Annotated in this window: 17 protein-coding genes; 2 read left to right on the top strand and 15 right to left on the bottom strand. The window is 46.4% G+C overall.

Going from position 1 to position 20278, the window contains the following annotated elements:
* Window positions 1–54: 54 nt before the first annotated feature.
* The 9 genes from ABMB67_RS01080 to recQ form a co-directional block, all read right to left on the bottom strand.
* The gene (locus tag ABMB67_RS01080) at window positions 55–1083 is read right to left on the bottom strand and encodes a tripartite tricarboxylate transporter substrate binding protein (protein WP_354570841.1); all 1029 of its coding nucleotides are present in this window, start codon (window positions 1081–1083) and stop codon (window positions 55–57) included.
* A gap of 81 nt (window positions 1084–1164) precedes the next feature.
* Window positions 1165–2010, bottom strand: coding sequence for an HpcH/HpaI aldolase/citrate lyase family protein (locus ABMB67_RS01075; protein ID WP_251222766.1), 846 nt, complete (start codon window positions 2008–2010; stop codon window positions 1165–1167).
* Between the two features lie 248 nt (window positions 2011–2258).
* Window positions 2259–3299: a LacI family DNA-binding transcriptional regulator gene (locus ABMB67_RS01070; protein WP_354570840.1), complete on the bottom strand. Its 1041-nt coding sequence runs from the start codon at window positions 3297–3299 to the stop codon at window positions 2259–2261.
* A 243-nt stretch (window positions 3300–3542) separates the two neighbouring features.
* Window positions 3543–4022, bottom strand: a complete 480-nt coding sequence (locus ABMB67_RS01065; RefSeq protein WP_354570839.1) for a hypothetical protein — start codon at window positions 4020–4022, stop codon at window positions 3543–3545.
* 117 nt (window positions 4023–4139) lie between these two features.
* Complete coding sequence (locus tag ABMB67_RS01060) at window positions 4140–4787, bottom strand: DUF8580 domain-containing lipoprotein (protein ID WP_354570838.1); 648 nt, start codon at window positions 4785–4787, stop codon at window positions 4140–4142.
* 75 nt (window positions 4788–4862) lie between these two features.
* Window positions 4863–6317 carry a hypothetical protein gene (locus ABMB67_RS01055; protein WP_354570837.1) on the bottom strand — a complete coding sequence of 485 codons (1455 nt, stop codon included), beginning with the start codon at window positions 6315–6317 and terminating at the stop codon, window positions 4863–4865.
* Between the two features lie 15 nt (window positions 6318–6332).
* On the bottom strand, window positions 6333–7271 hold the full coding sequence (locus tag ABMB67_RS01050) for a hypothetical protein (protein ID WP_251222771.1): 939 nt from the start codon (window positions 7269–7271) through the stop codon (window positions 6333–6335).
* 305 nt (window positions 7272–7576) lie between these two features.
* On the bottom strand, window positions 7577–7915 hold the full coding sequence (ytxJ, locus tag ABMB67_RS01045; protein ID WP_251222772.1) for a bacillithiol system redox-active protein YtxJ: 339 nt from the start codon (window positions 7913–7915) through the stop codon (window positions 7577–7579).
* Between the two features lie 86 nt (window positions 7916–8001).
* The gene (gene recQ / locus ABMB67_RS01040) at window positions 8002–10122 is read right to left on the bottom strand and encodes a DNA helicase RecQ (protein ID WP_354570836.1); all 2121 of its coding nucleotides are present in this window, start codon (window positions 10120–10122) and stop codon (window positions 8002–8004) included.
* Between the two features lie 175 nt (window positions 10123–10297).
* Here recQ and ABMB67_RS01035 point away from each other — a divergent pair, with 175 nt between their 5' ends.
* Together ABMB67_RS01035 and ABMB67_RS01030 are read left to right on the top strand one after the other, a co-directional pair.
* The gene (locus ABMB67_RS01035) at window positions 10298–11887 is read left to right on the top strand and encodes an ABC-F family ATP-binding cassette domain-containing protein (RefSeq protein WP_251222774.1); all 1590 of its coding nucleotides are present in this window, start codon (window positions 10298–10300) and stop codon (window positions 11885–11887) included.
* Window positions 11888–12587: 700 nt separating this feature from the next.
* Window positions 12588–13490 carry a DMT family transporter gene (locus ABMB67_RS01030; RefSeq protein ID WP_251222775.1) on the top strand — a complete coding sequence of 301 codons (903 nt, stop codon included), beginning with the start codon at window positions 12588–12590 and terminating at the stop codon, window positions 13488–13490.
* 81 nt (window positions 13491–13571) lie between these two features.
* Here ABMB67_RS01030 and ABMB67_RS01025 read toward each other — a convergent pair whose 3' ends face one another.
* The 6 genes from ABMB67_RS01025 to ABMB67_RS01000 all read right to left on the bottom strand — a co-directional run bounded on the left by ABMB67_RS01025 (window position 13572) and on the right by ABMB67_RS01000 (window position 20155).
* Window positions 13572–14171, bottom strand: a complete 600-nt coding sequence (locus ABMB67_RS01025) for a DedA family protein (protein WP_251222806.1) — start codon at window positions 14169–14171, stop codon at window positions 13572–13574.
* Window positions 14172–14251: 80 nt separating this feature from the next.
* A complete protein-coding gene (locus ABMB67_RS01020; protein ID WP_251222776.1) occupies window positions 14252–14452 on the bottom strand; it encodes a DUF6501 family protein in 201 nt (66 codons plus the stop codon).
* A gap of 169 nt (window positions 14453–14621) precedes the next feature.
* The gene (odhB, locus tag ABMB67_RS01015) at window positions 14622–15878 is read right to left on the bottom strand and encodes a 2-oxoglutarate dehydrogenase complex dihydrolipoyllysine-residue succinyltransferase (RefSeq protein ID WP_354570835.1); all 1257 of its coding nucleotides are present in this window, start codon (window positions 15876–15878) and stop codon (window positions 14622–14624) included.
* A gap of 16 nt (window positions 15879–15894) precedes the next feature.
* The gene (locus tag ABMB67_RS01010) at window positions 15895–18744 is read right to left on the bottom strand and encodes a 2-oxoglutarate dehydrogenase E1 component (RefSeq protein WP_251222778.1); all 2850 of its coding nucleotides are present in this window, start codon (window positions 18742–18744) and stop codon (window positions 15895–15897) included.
* A 306-nt stretch (window positions 18745–19050) separates the two neighbouring features.
* Entirely contained in the window at window positions 19051–19341 is a 291-nt protein-coding gene (locus ABMB67_RS01005; protein ID WP_354570834.1) for a hypothetical protein, read from the bottom strand.
* A gap of 169 nt (window positions 19342–19510) precedes the next feature.
* On the bottom strand, window positions 19511–20155 hold the full coding sequence (locus ABMB67_RS01000) for a nitroreductase family protein (RefSeq protein WP_354571117.1): 645 nt from the start codon (window positions 20153–20155) through the stop codon (window positions 19511–19513).
* Window positions 20156–20278: the final 123 nt, after the last annotated feature.

Below are 20278 nucleotides of genomic sequence, written 5' to 3'. Positions count from 1 at the left end.
GTTGTGCCAAAAGCCTTATTCTTTTGACACAACCCGTTTCTGCATGTTCTTTTCTTACTGCCCGCCATTTAAAATTTCATCATACAATTCAATCGTGCTTTGGATGCTCTCTGTATAATCCTCTGAATTCAGCCAGCCATCTCTCAAATGTAAAAAGGAATCTCTTTCATATTGCTTGTATCTTTCCGTATCTTTCGCCTCTTCGAGAGCGCTTTCTAAAATTTCCACGATTTCAGGAGGCGTGTCGCCGTGGACAACAATTCCTCTCATACCGCCGATTGTTAAATTCTCTGAGCCTAGCTCACCGCCCGCAGGAACGTCCGGGTACTCTTCAATCCGCTCATCCGCAAAAGCAAGAATCGGAATCATATCTCCCGCCTGAATATATTCGTTTACGGGACCGAACTCCTCCAGCAGCAAATTAATATGACCACCTAATAAGTCAGCCTGCATCTCACCGGCACTATCAAAGGAAACATAATTTAACTCAATATCAAATTCTCTCTCCAGTACTGTCGCCGCGATCTCGTCAAATGTTCCGACTCCTGTTCCACCGATCGTCAATTGACCCGGGTTCTCCTGAGCGTATTCAATCATTCCTTCGATCGTATCGAACGGACTGGCGTCGGTTACATGAAGACCCAACGTATCGTATTGAATGCGTGCAACAGGCGCGTATGCTTCTAACGGATTCGTGTTCACTCCGGTTAAATACGTAGCCGGATAATTGGCCATCGCCCAAAGCGTGTAGCCATCCGGTTCTGCCTGATTTAAAATATAGCTTCCGGCAATCGCTCCCCCTGATCCTTCCATATTAACGACATTCACATTTACCCCCAAAATATCTTCCAGCTCGAGCGCGATCGCCCGTCCGAAACTATCAGAGCCTCCTCCGGCTCCCCATCCAACGATTAACTCAATATCCCGTGTCGGATAATCAACAGCTTCCCCTGAGCCTGCTTCGCCTCCACCGTCACCTTCCGTTGCTGAACCGTCTCCATTGGCATCATCTGTTCCACCACATGCAGCAAGTAAACACATGAATGAAATAATAAGGACGACAAAAAACTTTTTGCTTTGCATCTTACAACCCCTCCATATTTTGTTAATTTATAGAAAATAAACGTAATAAACAATTTTCTGAATTTACCATCTACATATGTGCTACTTTTGATAAGCAAGCATCTGTTTCGCTTTTTTATAAACTGGATAATCAATCATTTTTCCATCAAGCTTAATCGAAGCCAGCCCATTCTTCTCAGCTTCTTCAAATGCTTCGACCACCGCCGTGGCGTAGTCCACTTCCTCTTTTGTCGGTGAAAACACTTCGTTGATAATGCTGAGCTGTCTTGGATGGATAGCCCCTTTCCCTTGAAAGCCGAGCGATTTGGCTTTAAATGAATCCCGTTGTAAGCCATGATCATCCTGGAAATCAGGATAGACACTGTCAATTGGTGGAGCGATTCCCGCTGCCCGTGAAGCAATCACAACATGCGATTTCGCATAGAGAAATTCTTCCCCTCCCTCGGTCCGAATCGCATTAATATCAAGCTCAAAGTCGACAGCGCCGAAAGAAAGGGCGCAAATCTTGTCAGAGGCAGTGGCAATTTCATACGCATTCATAATCCCCTTCGCCGTTTCAAGAATTGGGCTTATTCTTCTTTCCGCCCCATCAGCCGCTCCTTTCCGCAACATTTCTACTGCTTTTTCAATATCTTCCTTTTGCTCGACTTTCGGAATAATAACGCTGACATCTTTCAATGTCGCGACCGCGAGTAAATCGTCTTCAAAAAAAGCAGTCTGGCGATCATTGATTCTGATAAAAATTCTTGGAGAAAGCTCCACATCTTCCAATGTGGCAATCAACTGCTGTCTCGCCTGCTTTTTTTGCTCAATCGCGACGGCATCCTCTAAATCGAGAACGACCGCATCGGCTTCAGAAGCAATTGCTTTCATGACCATTTTCTCGTTATTTGCGGGACAAAATAAAAGGGAACGAATTGGTTTCACTGTAGCACCTCCGGGTTGTTTTAAAGTTTCACTCACATGATTAAAGCGCTTTCATATATTGACTTTTAAAAAAGCTAAGGGAACTTAGCAAAACCCATCATCGACACTCCTTCTCTTTGCATTTTTTCTGCGGTAACGCCTCTTGCTCCATTACCTTCATATAGAAGGCTGAGGAATAAACGTTCAAGCAAACTCGAAAGCCTTTACCCCTCAACCATGTCTATTCGCTTCTTTTTTCACAGTCGTTTTCAGGCCCGATTCAACAAATTGTTGCCGCAGGAACTTCTTACAATTAACTCAGGCTGCAGCAGCGTAGTCGTCGGGACGAACGCTTCTTTATGTTTAATAAAATCAATCATGTGCTCTGCCGCTAATTCTCCCATTTCAAAGCTCGGCTGACTGATCGTCGTCAATGGTGAGGCCAAATGCTGCGACCAGACCGACTCGTCAAAGCCGACGTGGCTGACATCATTTGGAATGGAAAGCCCCAGTTCATTGGCAGCCTCGATCACCTCTGAGATCATTGAAACATGAGAAGATAAAATCGCATCAGGACGATCCGGCGCCATAAGCAGCTGTTTCACCGCTTCTTTTGCGGTTCCCGGCTTTTCTTCCACTTCCCGGATCATCATTTCATCGGCAGCGACTCCATTGCTCTCCATCGCCCTGCGGTATCCTTCAATTCGATCCTCTCTCGGACTGATCCCTTGCGAAGTATAGGCGATTAGCGCAATCGATTTCCTGCCTAAATCCCTTAAATGATTAACGGCCAGCATTGAAGAGCGCACATTGTCGATAATCACCGTATCCAAAGCCATCCCGTCTATCCTGCGGTTGATCAGAACCAACGGATACTTCTCGTCGATCAGCTCCTGAAACAGCGGCTTGTTTTCAATCATTGGGTTAATAATGATGCCGTCTACCTGCTTCATTTTCAGATTTTCAATATGCTCTCTTTCAAGCTGGGGATCATTATTAGAATTGCAAATCATTAAGCTGTAGCCGTTAGCATGGCATCTTTTCTCGACTCCCTCGATCACGAGCGACCAAAAAGTCGTTTTCATATTGGCGAGAATAAGGCCGATGACATTTGACTTCATTTGCTTTAAACTTCTCGCCAACGAATTCGGCTTATAATTCAGTTCCTTAATGATTCGTAATACTTTCTCCTTTGTTGCCTCATTGACGTATTCAAAATTGCCATTGATAATTCGTGAAACCGTTGTTTTTGAAACGCCGGCTTTTTTCGCGATTGTATCCATATTTACTTTATTGGCTTTATTGTTCATCGGCATCCACCCTACTCGCAATTTCTGAAACCGATTAATGAAACCGGTTTCGTTGATCGGTTAACTAGATCGTAGCACAGTGCAAAAATATCCGTCAAGAACATTTTAAATTTTTTGTTTATTGTAAATTCAGGAAAGATGGACTTCCCGCCTGTTCAATCAACAGCAAAAAAGCCTCGGCAAAAGGCTTCTTTCCCCTTACTGCCGAGGCATCGTCACCACTATGACAGGTTTCCCTTCCACTCACTCCCCGTATTTTTCCCGCCATTGTTCCAGCCACTTCGAATAGTCTCCTTGAACTTCTTCCGCGGTTTTTCCGTCTAAAGAGCTTGGCGCTCCGGCCACATCATTCTTTTTTGATACGGGAAACGACCAGCCACCGATCACTTCTCCGTTTTGCAGCCATACGGTTACGGACGTTTTTCCCATATTGAATTGCTCATCTAAAGGATGATTTTTAACCGTGAAAGAGACCGTTTCAATTTGCTTATTTAAATATTCATCCGGTTCTGTATATTGGACCGCCCACACTTGCTCGTTAGAAAGCTCCAATAATTCAGACTTTGCAAACGTTCGCCGGCCTTCTCCTTCGTATGAAACGACCTCGTATCCTTCATGACGCAGAAAGTCCTGCGCCATGACCGCATGATTACTTATTGATTCATCGCCAGTACAGCCGACAAAGACAAGCATTATAAAGACCAAAACGATGTATCTCAGCAAAGAATTTCCTCCCCTTTTTCGTAATGGCTACACTCATTACGAAAAAGCTGCTGAAAAGTGAAAATAGTCCTTTTTCAGCAGCTTCCTCACACCGGGCTTAAACAGATTACGCAGGAATTACCATTCAATGGTATCAAGCATCGCCCACATAGCCGGGGAAATGCCTTCTGCCGCTTCCTTCTGCGGAAGAAACAGCGTAAAGCCAATCAATTGTCCATTGTATTCTTTGGCCGTATGAACGATCACGGTCACGCCATCCTCATTTGTAATTTCTTCTTTAACCGTATATTCAATATCCGCTAACGGGACGTCTTCTCCCTCGACGATTTCTCCCTCGGCATGCTCTGTGATCATCTGCTTGATCTCCTGTGCATCCGCTCCGCTTCCATGATTGATCACCCTTGTGAAAAACGAATCATCATAATTAGACAGGATTACATCGCGGTTCGGCTCCTCGCTCTCAAGCATAAAATCCTGAAGAATGTAAATGCTGTAGCCGATGGCGCTGCGGTGAAACTGCGCTTCTCTCATTTCCGTTTCGCCTTCAACTGTCACCGGAATTTCCTTAATCTCAGCAGCATCACTGGAGCCTATCGGACTCTCCAGCTCATTGCCAGTTTCAGTTTCCTCCTCGTCTGCTGGAGGGACTTCGCTTTGTTCGTCCGCTGTTGCCGGATTGTCCGGCTCATCATTTTCATTGGCGCTACATGCGGCAAGCATAGCAACGGTTACGACTACACATCCGATCACAAAAAGTCGTTTCATACGATTCCCCCTTTTTTTCTCTTATGAAACGACAGGTGCTTCGGATAAGTTTCACCAGCTCAGTTCATTTCCGTTTTAGTTATCTGGAGAAAATGAAACAGAAAGGCTGTCGGTAAAATGTTGGGTGTACGTGACATTTTCAATTTGAACAACGAGCTCATCCGCTTCGAGCTGACGAATGCCTGATAATTCAACGGAGATATGCTGCCCCAGGTCATCGATATTCCCGTTCATGCCAATCGTATGGAGATCATTGACAGGCTGGTCCCCTGTCTTATACGTTAAGTAAAGCGGCGGACGTCCAGATTCAAATCCTGTCCTTTCGTAAAAGGATGCTTCCGTAAAATAAGGAATCGCCAAGGATCGAGTGGCGTTTTCGTTCGCTTTCACGAGCAAGGTCCATTCCAATGTATTCTGGCTATAAGTTGCTTCCTGAAAAACAAGCTCCGCGCCAAACCATGTTCCAATGCTTTCTTCATAGATTTCCTGCTGGCTGCGGTCAATGCTGAGCAAAAGCGAGTCTCTAATAAGCGGAATCGCAAAAGATACATCTTGATCACTCACATATGTAGCGCGCTGGACCTTTAGCTCAAACTCAGTCGGCAGCTCGTCGACCGGCTCGAATTGAATAAATTTTTCTTCATTTTCCCGAAACATTCCCTGGTAGAAAAAGCCGATAGTCGTCTCGTCTTTGCTGACTAAATCAACGGCCAGATCAAGCAATGGATCCCCATCCTCTGACTCATCGCGGAAGAATAGTTCCATCCCAAATGGAGTAATGCGCAGCTCCTCCATGTAAATGCTGTTTCCGTCTGCGCTGAATGCTTGCTCAATCGGAATGCTAACCGTCTCCACCTGATCGAAATCCAGCTCCATCGGGATCGAAACTTCATTCAGCTCATAGCTTTTCCCGCCCTTGTGAAGCGTTAAATCAAATAAATGCAGCTCGCTGATTTGCCGGATCACTTCTCCATTTTCATTGCGAACCGGATCAAAAATTAACCGATCATGATAGCGGCCCTCGACCATCCGCGCTTCATCCGTCATCCATTGATTTGAGTAGGAGCCATTTGATTCCAGCTCTCCCTCTCCACCAATTCGCAACCTTCCGCTCAGGACAGGCAAATTGTAGTATTCATGAATTTCTTCGGACAGGTCAACGCTGTAAAACACGTGAACCTGATCCGGCGTATACCAGATCTCCTCAATGATCAAGCTCTCCTGGCCACCTTCTTTAAATGGAATTTCGATTTCAGGAGTAATCGTATTCTCCAGCTCTCTCGCCCGCGTTAATCCTCTTGTACGGCTGAGCTTAAGCTGATCCCATTCTTCACGCGTCGCCTCCGGGATTTGAACGCTCAGAGGATTAAAAAATTCCTCCGCCTCAGACTCAGTCTCCGACGGCTCCTCCTCCTGTTGACTTTCTTCCTCCTGAGGTGCCACTGTTTGTTCCGCCTGCTCATTCCAGAGCGTATAGCCCGTTAACCCGATAAGCAGGATAATCACGATAATCCATTTTTGCTTTGTCATGAAAACATTAGCTCCTTAAGCGAGCTCAACCAGCTCAGTTCTCTGCTGCTTTAACGCTGCAATAGTACTTGTCAGCGCTCGATCCTCCCGTTCAAGTTCACCAACAATCCGCTCAACATGATAGGACATTTCGGTTGCTTGAGTTAAGGAATCCTGAATTTTGCCGTGTACCATCCAATCCACGATAAATCCATCGAAAAAATAATCAGCGAAGGTCAGGAAGCCATCTATTTCTATCGTGCAATCCGTATAAGCATTCACATCTTTAAGCTCTTCTTCAAAATGGCGCAAGGCGCGCTGAGCATGGTGAATTTCAGACCGCGCTTCATCAATATGACCATGCTTCATCGCTGTTGAAATCATTCCCCCGCCAAACATATCCCAGGTCGACCAGCCACTGGCACTTTCGAGTGACGAAATCGCCTTTTCAAGCGAAGCTCTTGCTTTTATCCCTGCCGCTATCGCCTCTTGATACTCTTTTAGCTGGGCTTTTTTCTCTTCTTCCTCATCGATTAACGAGGAAAGCCGCTCATTCAAAACAGAATCCGTCGCTATCAGATAGGCTTTCTTTTCTTTAATCAACTGCTCATATTCCTTCACCGGTTCAGACAGGGAGTGCAATAACAGCTGTATTTCCTTCAGCTCTTCTTCCAGATCTTCAATTGTTTGCAGCGCTTCTTCATATTTCAGCTGCGCCTGCAGCACTTCCTGCTGTTCCTTCTCCATTTTCTCCAAGCGCCGGCCGACAACCGTATAAAATAAATTTGTAAAACTAAGCTTCTTTAATTGCTCGACATCGGCTCTTTCACGCTCCAGCTGCTGTCTGAGCTGTTCCGCTTTTTGATGTCCCTCTGTTAAATGAGTGATAGCCCGCTCCTTATGAGCGCTCCACTTTACATATAGCCGCTTTCGCTCCTTCACTTCCGTTAACCGTTTCTGGTATTCTGCTAACATCCCGATCACCTCTATTTGATTTACGATAGATTGATGGAAAAGGTTTCATCCCTTCTAATCTGGCAGGCTACTATACATCCAGGTGAAACTGCTCTATTCCGGCGCCACACTGCTCCTACGGCTTAGATCAAAGAGAGGGTGTGGCAAAAGGGTTGGTTTCCTTTTGGCACACCCCCGAAACGGTAAAGTAGAGTTTGCCCGCCATTTTTACGGCGAGCAGGATGAATAAAGCCGTCTCTTTTTTTGAATTTCTGCCCGGTTTCCCAAATCAACCTCGAACGTTGACCGGCCTGAGGCATTTTTTATTACAACGCTGCAAGCTGCTCTTCAAGCTGATCTGTTGTAATTCTCCAATGTGAATCATGCCAGATGACATGTTTGTTTTTGACGATAAACAGCTGAGGTGATTCATGCTTGATTTGCAATTCTTCTGCTATCGCGTTGGAAACAGGCCGCTGTTCAATCACTTTCACCAGCGCAAATTGCAAGTCCGGTTTTTGCTGCGCTTCGATAAAATCCTGAAACACTTGAAACGCTTCGGCGCTGATCGGGCATGATGTACTATGCTTAAGCAAAAAGACCGTCCTTGAAGCAGATTCTTCCCAAAGGTCGTGCCATTGTTCAATCGACTGTAATTCCTGCATCTCAATCATCCTTTCATTGCTGCAGCTCGCATGTAGCCTGTTTTTCTACTCTAATCATAGCACACATTCCATATAAATGTTCCCACCTATTTCCATGCGCTGATGACAAAATGAATATCCTCATAGGAAATTGAATCAGGTAACGCCTCTTTTAATGGCTTCAACCGCTCCCAACCAAGCTCCTTCATTTTCTCTTCAATTAACTGCCTTTTTTGTGGCTCGACTCTTTCCGCCAGCCGCAGCTCGATCCCGGCTTCCTCGGCTTTGATCAGATGCCTGATAATCGTTTGCTCGGTGAACCCGAATTCCGCTGCTAGTTCCTGAACTGTAGCACCATTTAAAAACGCTTCCGCTGTCTGCTTAAATTGGCCGCTTCTTGCTTTTTGTTCTTTGCGGCGCACGGCCGTCCCCTGACCTGATGCCGGCTTCCGCTCCGCAAAAGGGGCAAGAATCGCCAGGAACAGCTCGCCGTATTTCTCCAGCTTTTGCTCGCCGACCCCGGAAATCGATTGTAACTCTTCTTTCGTCAACGGTACTTTTCCGCTCATTTCCTTTAACGTCCGATCGGAAAAAATCATGTACGGCGGAACCCCCTGCTCTTCGGCCAGCCGCTTTCTCTCCTGCCGCAGCGCTTCGAAAATATCATCCTGTTCTTCCACCGCTTCCGGGATCGTTGTCTCTGACAAGAGCACCTTCGCCTCACCCGTTAAAACAGGAACCGCTTTTTCCGTGAGCTGCAGCGTTGGAAAAGAAGAATCAGTCGGCTGTAAATACCCTTCCGCGGTCAGAACATCAATCATATCAGCAACCGCCCGCTGCGTCCATTCCTTCATCAAGCCGTATGTCGACACATCGGCCAAGCCGAACTGTTTTATTTTCTGGTTTTCGGAACCGACGAGCACTTGAGCGACAATCGTTTTGCCGAAACGTTCACGCAGCCGCTTCACACATGAGAAGATAATCTGCGCCTCCCGGGTCCGGTCTATTTTTTCACCGCTGTCGACGCAGTTCGAACATTTGCCGCAGCTCTCTCCGTCCTCGTCTCCGAAATAGTCGAGAATGTAGTGCTGCAGGCAGCGCTCTGTATGACAATAGCTTGTCATCTGCTGCAGCTTCTTATATTCCATCGCCTGCCGCTCGTCGATCCGATCCGACTGCTCGATCAAAAACGTATGCGTGCGAATATCCTGAGCCGCAAACAGCAAAATACAGTCACTTTCCTCCCCGTCACGTCCCGCGCGCCCCGCTTCCTGATAATAGGCTTCAAGCGAGCGCGGCAGGCTGTAATGCAAAACAAAACGGACATTCGACTTATCGATTCCCATACCGAACGCATTCGTCGCGACAATCACTTTCTTTTTATCATAAATAAACGCTTCCTGACTGTCCGACCGCTCTTCTTCCCTCATCCCGCCATGATAGCGGGCTACTTCAAAACCGGCGGCTGACAGCTCTTCAAACAGCTGGTCGACTTCCTTGCGCGTCGTCGCGTAAATAATGCCTGATTCCTGCTTGCGCATCGTCAAGTAAGAACGAATAAACTCCTTCTTATTCACTCCTTTTTTCACTTCAAAGCGCAAGTTCGGCCGGGCAAATCCCATTGTAACCGTGCTCTGCTCGCGAATATGTAAATACTGCTGTAAGTCAGCGCGAACCTGCTTGGTCGCGGTAGCCGTTAAGGCGAGAACGGTCGGCTGATCGTTCAGCTGCTCCAGCCATTCGGGAATCCGCAAATAGCTTGGGCGGAAATCATGCCCCCATTGCGACATACAGTGGGCTTCATCAATCGCCACAAGCGAAAGGGAAACCGCTTGAAGCAGCTGTTGAAAATGGGGATGCTCCAGCCGCTCCGGTGCGACATAGACGAGCTTATAGGCGCCCGCTTTAATTTGGGCATGACGCTTTTGCTCCTCCGCCGCAGTTAAGGTGCTATTTAAAAAGGTTGCTCCAACCCCGTATTCCTGAAGGGCATCCACCTGATCTTTCATCAAAGAAATAAGCGGAGTAATGACAACGGTCACTCCCGGGAGGAGCAGGGCCGGAATTTGATAGCATAATGACTTCCCGCCTCCAGTCGGCATAATCCCAAGCGTATCGTGACCGGCAAGCACCTGCTCAATAATCGCCTGCTGTCCCTGGCGAAAATGCTCGTAGCCGAAAATCGTTTGCAGCTTTTCCTGCGCTTGTTCCATTTGTAGCGTTTGCATCGTCCTCTCCTTTCCATGTGTTCTCACACTTTTTTTACTTACCTGCTATTATAGCAAATTCCTGCTCCTCTTTAACATGATAGAAAGACGCAAAAATATTGTTAGAACCCTATCCCTTTGTCTACAATGAATGGTATAATTCATAGGATTATGTTCAATGGAGGCTTACGCATTTATGATTACTGTAACAAATGTAGGACTACAATATGGGGACCGCAAGCTATTTGATGAGGTCAATATTAAATTCACACCGGGAAATTGCTACGGCTTGATCGGAGCCAATGGGGCTGGTAAATCGACATTTTTAAAGATTTTATCAGGTGAAATTGAGCCGCAGTCAGGGGACGTTCACCTTGCACCGGGCCAGCGGCTTGCCGTATTAAAGCAAAATCACTTTGAATACGAAGAGTTTGAAGTTTTAACGACGGTCATTATGGGACATGCCCGCCTCTATCAGGTGATGCAGGAGAAAGATGCGATTTATATGAAAGAAGATTTCACAGATGAGGACGGCATCAAAGCAGCCGAGCTTGAAGGCGAATTTGCCGAATTGAACGGCTGGGAGGCCGAATCCGAAGCGGCTGTTCTATTAAAAGGTCTCGGAATCGGCGAAGATCTTCACAATAAAAAACTCGCCGATTTAACCGGTGCTGAGAAAGTTAAAGTTTTGCTCGCACAGGCGCTGTTTGGCGAGCCGGATGTTCTCTTGCTCGATGAGCCGACGAACCACTTGGATTTACAGGCGATTGAATGGCTTGAAGAATTCCTGATTAATTTCGAAAACACGGTAATCGTCGTTTCCCATGACCGTCATTTTTTGAATAAAGTATGTACCCATATTGCTGATTTGGATTTCGGCAAAATCCAGATTTACGTCGGCAACTATGATTTCTGGTATGAATCAAGCCAGCTTGCGCAAAAGATGGCGCAGGATCAAAACAAGAAAAAGGAAGAAAAGATTAAAGAGCTACAAAACTTTATTGCCCGCTTTAGCGCGAACGCCTCAAAATCAAAGCAGGCGACATCGCGTAAAAAGCTGCTCGACAAAATTGAGCTTGATGACATTCGCCCGTCATCACGGAAATATCCGTATGTTCACTTTGCGCCGGAGCGTGAAATCGGCAACGATTTGCTGCGGGTCGAAAATCTGTCGAAAACAATTGATGGCGAAAAGGTGCTCAACGGCATCAGCTTTACGATGAACAAGGATGACAAAATCGCCTTAGTCGGAAGCAACGAAATCGCCAAAACGACGCTCTTTAAAATCCTTGCCGGTGAACTGGAGCCGGACAGCGGCAGCTTCAAATGGGGCTTGACGACATCGCAGGCTTATTTTCCAAAGGACAATTCCGCTTACTTCGAGAATTGTGACTTGAACCTCGTCGATTGGCTGCGTCAATACTCACCGCAGGATGACAGCGATACGTTTTTACGCGGCTTTCTCGGTCGGATGCTCTTTTCCGGCGAGGAAGTGAAGAAGAAAGCAAGTGTGCTTTCCGGAGGGGAAAAAGTCCGCTGCATGCTTTCCAAGATGATGCTGAGCGGAGCCAATGTCCTGCTGCTTGATGAGCCGACGAACCATTTAGACCTTGAATCGATTACCGCTCTGAACAACGGATTGATTTCATTTAAAGGCTCGCTTATATTCTCATCTCATGACCATCAATTTAACGAAACAATCGCCAACCGGATTATCGAACTGACTGATGATGGGCTGATCGATAAAGAAATGAGCTACAACGAATATTTAGCACTAAAAAAGTAAAACAACATACAGCATGCCACACAAGGTGCGAACCCCAAGCGAACATGAAATTCCCGGGAGGTTCGCACCAAAAAACAACCGAAATATGAATCATCATGTGAAACTATGTAAGAAAACAGCCAAAAAGCCAGCCCATAAAAGCGAAGCCTTACCACTCTGCGACCAAACACCACCGAAAACCAAGGTATTTTCGCTATCGCACTCTATGGGAGTGCGTGGATTGAAATCCGAATTAACAGCAAAAGACGAGCGAGATATACAGAATCGCACTCTATGGGAGTGCGTGGATTGAAATTTTCCTCATGACTCCAAAATGATAAAAAAGATGAATCGCACTCTATGGGAGTGCGTGGATTGAAATTATCTACCAATTGGTTACTAATTGAGTAAATTAATCGCACCCAAGAAGTGCGATAAGGATCCGCACTTCTTGGGTGCTCGTCGCAACTCTATGGGAGCGCATAGAAGGACTGTAAAAGTGCTGATTCCGTTATTTACGTTGTAGTCACCATTTTTCGTTCGAAAAAGATTCCGCTCTACATTATAATTGAATCTGGCATGCTAGTATGAAGGAGGCTGCTGAAAAAGTGAAAATCGTCCTTTTTCAGCAGCTTCTTATAGGTTCCTTAAGTGCGGGCTCTTTTCTTTAAATTTGTTTTTAATACGGTACATGAAATTATTTTGAGGGGATGAAATGAAGATGTCAGTTAAGCTTGCCTACTCCCTGGCGATTATTGGTGCTGCTTTATGGGGGTTAGTCGGGTTGTTCGTACAAAATCTTTACGCTCACGGGCTGACAGCTTGGCAGGTTGTCGCGATCCGCTCGTTTTTTTCAATGCTTCTTTTGCTCAGTTATCTGCTCGTTTGGAAACGGCAGGCGCTACGGATAAAATGGCGCCATCTTCCTTATTTTATGGGGACTGGGGTTATCAGCTTTGTCTTTTTTAATTGGTGCTTTTTTAAAGTGATCGAGCAGACGAATTTATCTCTTGCGGTCATGCTATTGTATACGGGTCCCTTATTTGTTACGATCATTTCCCGTTTTCTCTTTAAGGAATGGCTGACAGCAAGAAAAATGGCGGCGATTGTCGTGACATTACTAGGATGCAGCTTTGTCGTCGGCTTCCTTCCCCAGGGAAGCATCGTGCTGACAGCCTCTACCTTGCTAATAGGCATCGGCTCCGGTTTTTTCTATGCGCTGTACAGCATTTTCGCCAAGCTGAGCAGCCGCTATTATCAGCCTTTGACGATTACGGTATACTCCTTTATTTGCTCGACTGTCTTTTTGCTTTTTTCCAGCAATCTCGTGCATACACTGCCACTTCTTCTGCAATGGGATGTAATGCTCAACAGCCTTGGCTTAGCTTTTTTCTCGACGACGCTTGCTTATATTCTTTACACAAAAGGACTGAGCCAGATTGAATCAAGTCGGGCGGCGATTTTGTCGACGATTGAGCCGGTCATCGCGATTTGCGTCGGTTTTTTCTTTTTTCACGATGAGCTGACGTTCTGGCAGTGGAGCGGGATTCTTCTCGTCTTTATCTCGATGTTCCTGGTAGCTGAATCCTCTTCCTCTAAAGAAGCCCGAAAACGGCTGACCTAAAAAAACAAATAAGGCTCTACGCTCATCACGAAGAAGCTGCTGAAAATCGTCCTTTTTCAGCAGCTTCTTTCGACACACCTTTTAATGATCATAGCCACGGTTGCGCTGTCGTCTTTTTTTGATAAAGTGATAAAGCAATACGAGGCAGCCGAGAATCGCAAGCGCATAAATCATATGTTCGACAAACGACGACCAGTCGGTAATCGTTCTTCCATAATAGAAGCCGACCAAAAAGTAAAACGTAAGCCAGACGAAGGCAGAGCTAAATCCGACTAACGCAAATAAGCGATAGGAGATGTTAGACAAACCGATACTAAACGGTACCGCATGGCGAATGAAAGGGAAAAAATAACTGAAGCTGGCCGCTTTCAAGCCGTATTTCTCCAACAGCTCCTTGCCCTTTTCCGCCCGCTCATGCCAAATCGATTTTTTTCGTTTCACCGGTAAGTGGGCGCGCTTTGAAACAACATGGCCGCTGACATAAAGAATCGTCCCATGACACATCACACTTGCGTATAAAATAAAGAAAGTCGGGAGCGGCTCTAAATAATAAGTAGTCGCCAGCAGACCACCCGTCATTAAAAGAACTTCATTGGGAACTGGAAAGAAAAACAGACCAACCGCCATGATTAAAAAAAGTGAAATATAGCCGTGCTGCCTGATAATATCAATCAGAAACATCCAGTCCACTACGCTCCCCCTCTTCCCTGCATCGCCATAGAAGCGGAAACGAGGCACCTCTCCCATGTCCGCTTTTGCTGTTATCCCTTAAAGTACTCTTTATAATAGCCACCTATTTTTCCGGTATTGTCGATCACAAAATAAAATTCTTCCGTTTCATTTTTGAGCTCATATGTTTTTCCAGCAGTCAGTGCCCGGTTCACCATGTATTTTTTTGCATTTGTATGTACGCATTCTACGGTGCGAATGGTCGGGCGCGTTTGCCACGTGTTGTGAATCATTTTCCTATCCCACTCCTTTTCCTTCTATCTTACTATTATAAGGTCCGCTTGCTTAATTGCAAACTGTTTCGCTTTCCTTAGCTGCCGCGAAAAAAACAGGGGATGGCTCACTAGATCAAAAGTCCGACCTGGTGAGCCATCCCGCTAAAGAGATAGAACCATTATTGACTTAGCCTTCCAGTAACAAAGATTCTGGATCCTCTAAAAGCTGCTTTACTTTTACAAGGAAGCTAACGGCTTCTTTCCCATCGACAATCCGGTGATCATAAGACAATGCAATATACATCATTGGACGGTTTTCAAAGTTCTCCTGGTCAATTGCCACTGGCCGCCATTGAACCTTATGCATCCCTAAAATACCGACTTGAGGTGCATTTAAAATTGGCGTAGACCATAAGGAACCGAATACTCCTCCGTTCGTAATCGTAAACGTTCCACCTTGGAGATCAGAAATTGCCAGCTTATTATCGCGTGCTTTTTTCCCAAGCTCGCCAATTTCACGCTCGATTCCAGCAAAGCCTAAGCGGTCTGCATCACGGACAACTGGAACAACAAGCCCTTCATCCGTTGAAACGGCTACACCGATATCATAGTACTTCTTAACTAAAATCTCGTCGCCCTGAATTTCCGCATTTAATAACGGGAACTCTTTCAAAGCACCGATAACGGCTTTTGTAAAGAAAGACATAAATCCGAGCTTCACGCCATTCTTTTCAAGGAAAACATCTTTACGACGCTTGCGCAAATCCATAACAGCCGTCATGTCGACTTCATTGAACGTTGTTAACATCGCTGCTGTTTGCTGGGATTCAACAAGGCGCTTGGCGATTGTTTGACGACGACGGGACATTTTGATCCGTTCTACCGGCTTAGCAGAATCACTGGAGGCTGCCGGTGCTTTAGCCTGCTGTGGCGCTGCTGGCTGCTTTTGCGGTGCAGCTGGTGCTGTTTGATGCGTTTCAACATCCTGCTTGCGAACACGGCCAAGCGGATCAGCTGTTGCTACGGCGCTTAAATCAATACCGCGCTCACGGGCAAGCTTTCTAGCTGCCGGTGAAGCGAGCGGTCTGTCCTGACCAGTTGCCGGCGCCGGCTCAGCTTCTTTAGCCGGTTCTGCTTTTTCTGCGCTTGCTGCCGGCGCTGGTGCTGCTTCCTCTTTCGGAGCGGCAGGCGCTGCGCTTGCCGCACTTCCGCTTTCATCGATCACAGCAATCACTTCGCCAACCTCAACCGTATCGCCTGGTTCCTTTTTGAATTCAGTAATCACGCCGGAATGTTCAGCTGTAATTTCAACGTTTACTTTATCCGTCTCCAGTTCAGCGATATATTCCCCCTGGTTTACCTGTTCGCCCACCTGCTTTAGCCATTGGGCAATTGTTCCTTCAGTAATCGACTCTGCTAGTTCTGGTACTTTGATTTCAATCACGGGAAAAGGCCTCCTCTTATTGTTTGCGTGTCAATGATTCTGTCACAATGCGTTCTTGTTCTTTTTTATGTGCGGTCGGGTCACCTTCAGCCGGACTCGAACGGTGCGTTCTTCCAATGTAGCTGACCGTCGCTCCCTCTGGTGTAATTTCCCGGATACGAGACTCCATAAACGGCCACGCACCCATATTTTTAGGTTCTTCCTGAACCCAGACAATTTCCTTTAAATTGCTGTAGCGGGCAAAGATGCTGCGAATCGGCCGTTTCGGGAACGGATAAAGCTCCTCGACGCGGGCGATATGGAGCCAGCTCCAGTCCTGATCTTTGCTTTTCTGCATTTTATCGGCAATATCAATCGCGACTTTCCCACTACAAAGGATGATCCGTTCGACCTTATCTGTATCCTGCCCCAACCCTTCCTGCTCAAGGACAGGCTGGAATTCTCCCTCGGTGAAAGCATCGTGAGTAGATGCAACCATCTGATTCCGAAGCAAGCTCTTCGGCGTCATGATAATGAGCGGACGTACCGCATCCTTTTCTAAAATCTTCGCTTGGCGGCGTAAAATATGGAAATATTGAGCCGCTGACGTACAATTGGCAATTGTCCAGTTGTTCTCGGCAGCGAGCACAAGGAAACGCTCAACCCGGCCGCTGGAATGCTCCGGTCCTTGACCTTCGTAGCCGTGCGGCAGCAAAACGACAAGGCCTGACTTTTGTCCCCATTTTGCTCTTCCTGCTGAAATCCACTGGTCAAACATAACCTGGGCACCGTTGGCAAAATCCCCGAACTGCGCTTCCCATAATACTAATGTTTCCGGAGCTTGAACATTGTAGCCATATTCAAACCCGACAACAGCCATCTCCGATAACGGACTGTTATGGACCGCGAAGGAAGCATTGGCTTTTTCAAAGCTTTGCAGCGGTGTGAAAATCGAGTCATTTGTCCGGTCATGCAGCACAAGATGACGATGAGCAAACGTACCGCGCTCCGAATCCTGACCTGTTAAACGGATCGGCGTGCCATCATGCAGAATCGTCGCAAATGCCAGCGTTTCCGCAAGACCCCAATCGACCTTGTTGTTCTCTTCAAAGGCGCTTAGACGACGCTTTAAGATCTTTTCGAGCTTTTCATTCGCTGAGAAATCCTCCGGCCAATCCAACAGCTGTTGATTGATTTCCTTCAGCGTCTCAAGCGGAACACTCGTCTTGACCTTTGGCAGACCGTTCACGACAAAGTCCGGCGGAACGAGCTCCAGCACTTTATTCGATTTGTTGGCCGCCACTTCATCATATTGCGACTGCAAATATTCCTGTGTTTCGCGGTCGAGTTGATCTCCGTACGTTTCTTCGACAACGCCTCCGGTCGAAAGCTGCTTGGCATAGATTTCGCGCACGGTCGGATGCTTGCGGATGATGTCATAAAGACCAGGCTGCGTAACGGCCGGCTCATCCATTTCGTTATGACCAAAGCGGCGATAACCGACTAAGTCAATTAAGAAATCCTTCTTAAACCGTTTCCGGTATTGAATTGCTAAGTGAATGGCAGCCATACAGGCTTCAGGATCATCAGCGTTGACATGGAGAATCGGAATTTCAAATCCCTTTGCCGGATCACTCGCATATGTAGTAGAGCGAGAATCATGCGTTTCCGTCGTGAAACCGATATTGTTATTTGCGATGATATGAAGAGACCCGCCAGTCTGATAACCCCTTAAACGGCTAAGGTTAAGCGTTTCTGTCACCACTCCCTGACCCGGGAATGCCGCATCACCATGAATTAAAATCGAGTAAGCCTTCGACACATCCTGCTGCGGGAAGCCTTTCGCTGTGCGATCTTCCTGTGCTGCGCGCGCGTATCCTTCGACAATTGGACTGACAAATTCCAGATGACTCGGATTGTTCGCCAACGTCACGGTCGCTTCAGCGGTATTTTCTTCCCGAATCTGTCTGTCTGCTCCAAGATGATATTTCACATCCCCCGTCCAGCCTTCATTAATTCCAGTGGAACCTTCAGAAGGGACAAGGTCTTTATTTGGCGCATGTAAAAATTCAGAGAATACTTTCTTGTATGGTTTGCCAAGTGTATGAGTAAGCACGCTTAACCGTCCGCGGTGGGCCATTCCAATCAAAACATGCTCTGTTCCTTCATGGACGACTCCTCTGACAGCTTCATCAAGCATCGGCACAAGCACATCAAGTCCTTCAATTGAAAAGCGCTTCTGTCCAACAAAGGTGCGGTGAATGAACTTTTCAAAGCCTTCCACTTGTGTTAATCTTTTTAACAAATTAACTTGCTGCTGTTTTGTCAGATTTGGCAAATACATGCCTGACTCCACCATTTTAATGAGCCATTGGCGCTCATCCATATCTTGAACATGGTTAAATTCAAAGGCAATCGTTTTTGTATAAACTTCGCGCAAATATTGGATTGCGGCCAATCCGTCCTTCACATGCGCAGGAGCATCAGAGCAGAGTAGATCGACCGGCACCTCTTTCAAATCCTCTTCCGTTAAATCGTAGCGACTCAACTCAAGCAACTGGCTGTTTTTCCTGTCTTTGATGATTGGATTTACATCTGATGCTAGATGTCCTTTTCTGCGAATCATATCTGCTAGTTTAACGGCGTTAACACATTTTCTGATCATATCCGGCGAAGCAGCAGAAAAAACCGGCGAAGCCGCTCGCTTACTCCCCTGCTCATCTACAGAGGCCGGAGGCGGTCCCCAGACATCAAATAGTTCCCGTAAGTCTTCATCGACTGCTTCTGGATTGCTTGAATACTCTTCGTAAAGCTCGATTGCAACGCCAAGGTTGGGACCATGAAATCCTTGCCATGGTTCGTCCACTTTGTGCTCCTTGCTTGACATTTGATAAAAACCCCCTAGTTTAACTTCAATGGCAAATCTATGAATGTTAACAATTACAACGCTTTCAAGTCATTTTAACATAATTGTCACATTTATTAAAGGAAATCCAAGCGCATTCATAGATTTATTTTGATCGATTTTCTAACGAATGGAACCAGCGAATTTTCTGCTCTTCCTTCGCCAGAAGAATTTCGCTTTCAATTAGAAAGTGTAGTACTTTTCATATAGAAAATCCAGTTCTTTTCTAAAGATTTTTTTATTTTTTTTCGCCTGATTTTTTCCTTCATAAAAGCATGAAAAACGAATTTATTTTTTGCGTGAAATCTCCTCGTCAAACCAAGCTGTAATTTGCTTTTTTTCCGTTTCTGTAAATTGGAACATCGGCGAGTCACAGCCTTCTTCCCGGAGGACGATCTGTAAAACTTCTCCAGTATCGTTCGCGATGATTAAAGCTTCCGGATCCAGCAATTGCTCAGGAAGGTCCGCTCCGGAAAACCGGGCAACATAATGAGTCCATTGCTGAACCGGATAGGAGTCGACGAGATTGAATCCGTCAAGCTTGCACTCCCGGTACTGTTCAAATTGTAAATCAATCATTTCTTCGCCTGCTTTCTGTAAAGTCATTCATCCAGTCATTTATTATCGCAAACCTGCTCTTTCCCTGCAATCGGCAATTGCCAAATAAAAAAACTTGCCCCGAACTTTTCTTCGGAACAAGTGTTTCGCAAAGGGCAACGGAGATACAGCACCGTCAATATCTCAAGTCTTAGGTAAGGGAATTATACGACATTACATCCTCCAGCGGCCGGCGCGCAGAACGGTGGGCAGGCTGAGCCGCCTTGCCGATCGCCAGCAGCATAACAGGCGCATAACGTGAAGGGATATCAAATGTTTCGATCAATGCTTCGCGGCTGAAGCCGCCCATTGGACATGTATCATAGCCGCGCGCTTTAGCGGCAAGCATAAGCTGCATCGCAGCAAGTGACGTACTTAAAAACGCTTCATCGCGTGGGAAAGTGGAATTCCCTTCGTATGCTTTGTTGATTTGGCCGACTAAAGTTTCCTTTACTTCCTTCGGCATAAAGCCATTATCGACCGCAGTCTGATAGATTGCCTCCGCCTCTTTATTCGCCTCCAAATCACCAAGCAAAATAATCACCGCCGCACTTTCAACAACCTGCTTCTGGTTGTAGGCAATCGGCAACAGCTCTTCTTTTCTTTTTGGATCATCGACGACGATAAAGCGCCAAGGCTGAATGTTCCATGAAGACGGGGCCTTTGTCGCGATTGTGAGCAGCTCTTCCAGCTCCTCGCGTTCAATCCTTGCTTCCGGATCAAATTTTCGGACAGAATGGCGTTCTTCAATCGTTTGAAAGACGCCAAGCTCACCTTGCTGGGCAGTACGTTGCATCATGATTCCTCTCCTTTGTCTCTATTTTCCTTCTATCGTAAATGATAATTCCACCATCTGTAAACTGTTTTCCTTAATAGGAGCAACCGCCACGACTGTCTACACTAAAGGATGCCCGAATGG

Origin of the sequence: Halalkalibacter oceani (genome assembly GCF_040544555.1) — a bacterium.
Taxonomy (GTDB): domain Bacteria; phylum Bacillota; class Bacilli; order Bacillales; family Bacillaceae_D; genus Halalkalibacter; species Halalkalibacter oceani.
This window is presented reverse-complemented; position numbering and strand designations above follow the sequence as displayed.